General features: G+C 47.7%; 2 protein-coding genes. One reads left to right on the forward strand and one right to left on the reverse strand.

What is annotated here, in order from left to right; translation table 11 throughout:
• A partial coding sequence (gene pyk, locus R7Z78_RS24155) for a pyruvate kinase (RefSeq protein ID WP_169643887.1) occupies positions 1-1,128 on the forward strand: 1,128 nt, incomplete at its 5' end.
• A gap of 68 nt (positions 1,129-1,196) precedes the next feature.
• Here pyk and R7Z78_RS24160 read toward each other — a convergent pair.
• The coding region (locus tag R7Z78_RS24160; RefSeq protein ID WP_169643889.1) for a DUF6363 domain-containing protein at positions 1,197-1,989 on the reverse strand (793 nt) is incomplete at its 5' end.

Here is a 1,989-nt window from a genome sequence, read left to right on the forward strand (position 1 = left end):
AACCAAGAATCCGTTGGTTTGGATTACAAAGAACTGCCTCAAGATGTTTCACCGAACGACATTCTACTGCTTGATGATGGCAGAGTTCAATTGCAAGTCACCAGCGTAGAAGGAAATAAAGTCCATACCCGAGTGACCGTTGGTGGTCCATTATCCAACAACAAGGGCATCAACAAAAAAGGCGGTGGCTTATCAGCCGATGCACTCACGGAAAAAGACAAAGCTGACATCATCACAGCCGCAGAAATTAAGGTCGACTATTTGGCCATTTCTTTCCCACGCAATGGCGAGGACATGCACTATGCCAGACGCTTGGCCCGGGATGCCGGCTTAGAAGCAAAACTCGTCGCAAAAGTAGAACGTGCAGAAACCGTCGCCACGAGCGAGTCGATTGACGATATCATCCTAGCTTCTGACGTCGTGATGGTCGCTCGCGGCGATTTAGGCGTTGAGATTGGCGATCCTGAGCTGATCGGTGTTCAGAAAAAACTCATTCGTCGAGCTCGCAGTTTGAACCGCGTTGTCATTACTGCAACTCAAATGATGGAATCGATGATCAATAGCCCAATGCCAACGCGTGCAGAAGTCATGGACGTAGCAAACGCCGTTTTGGATGGCACCGATGCCGTGATGCTGTCTGGAGAGACCGCTGCCGGTCAATATCCGGTAGAGACCGTGAAATCAATGGCGGATGTCTGTATTGGCGCAGAAAAGATGTCTGAAGCAAGTCTATCGACCTACCGTCTCGACCGCACCTTTGAAACAGCAGAAGAGACCATTGCAATGGCAACCATGTACTCAGCGAACCACATGGAAGGCATTAAAGCGATGATTGCATTAACAGAGTCAGGAAGAACAGCGTTGATGATGTCACGCCTAAGCTCGGGTTTGCCGATTTTTGCTTTATCGCGTAACGAATCGACGCTCAACCGCGCAGCGTTATATCGTGGCGTGACGCCAGTGTACTTTGATGCGAAATGCGATGCGGGCTTACCAACCGCTCAAGCCGCAATTTCCAGCCTCAAAGATCAAGGTTACCTACATGAAGGTGACTTAGTGATCATCACTCAAGGTGACGTGATGGACGTCGTTGGTTCAACCAACTGCATGCGTATTCTGCCAGTCTAACGTAATAGAAATGCTAAGGGCTCCAGTGGAGCCCTTTTTTGTTTATCGCTTAGGTGACTTACGCTAGCTTAAGCACTTTCTCTACCTTCAAGGTCCATATTCAGTTGATCGTATAACTGAACCAGATTAAAACCGGCTTGCAAGCCCAATTGATAATCATGCTCTAACGCTTCTGGTTCACTCAGGAGTGAAGAAGATTTCAAGCCCTCTTTGGGTGCAATTTGCAAAATAAACGTGTCGTCCGGTGGGTTTGATAAAAACGCCTGCGTTAGCTCAAAGGTCTGATAGTGAATCATCAGCATATCGGCCAAGCCAGAATCAAAATTCTCACCAATCAAATGGCTTAATCGATACAAATTATCAGCACCAAATAACCAACGACCACCGTTGAGAAGCATTTTCCCAGTTAACTTAGACTGGTGCGCAGTATTAATTTTTTGTTGGAAGAAAGACGTCCAGTCAGACTTCCATTGGCTGACTTTTTGTTGCCAAGATTGCTGCACCGAGTTTATGGATTCGCGATACCATTCTACTGGCACGTCTCCGATTTCACTTTGCGCCCTCGCCTCTATCTCAGAGAAGGGTTCTGTGCGAATCACAATAATGTTGCGCGCATTTTGTCGCCACGCTTCTTGAACCGGAATCGAGGCTGAAACACCACCATCCACAAACTTTTGCCCATTTACATCGACAGGGCCATGGTACAACTTAGGAATCGCACAAGTGGCTAGCATGGTGTGGAACCAATCGTCCCCAAGAATCGGCAAATACTGATCGGATAAATTTTCCACGTTCGTAACGGCTGCAAACGCCCCTCTTCCAGCCAAGGTCTTACGCCCTAAATCGAGATCAAGCTTGTAA

It is taken from the genome of Vibrio sp. 1167 (assembly GCF_033340375.1).
Taxonomy (GTDB): domain Bacteria; phylum Pseudomonadota; class Gammaproteobacteria; order Enterobacterales; family Vibrionaceae; genus Vibrio; species Vibrio alginolyticus.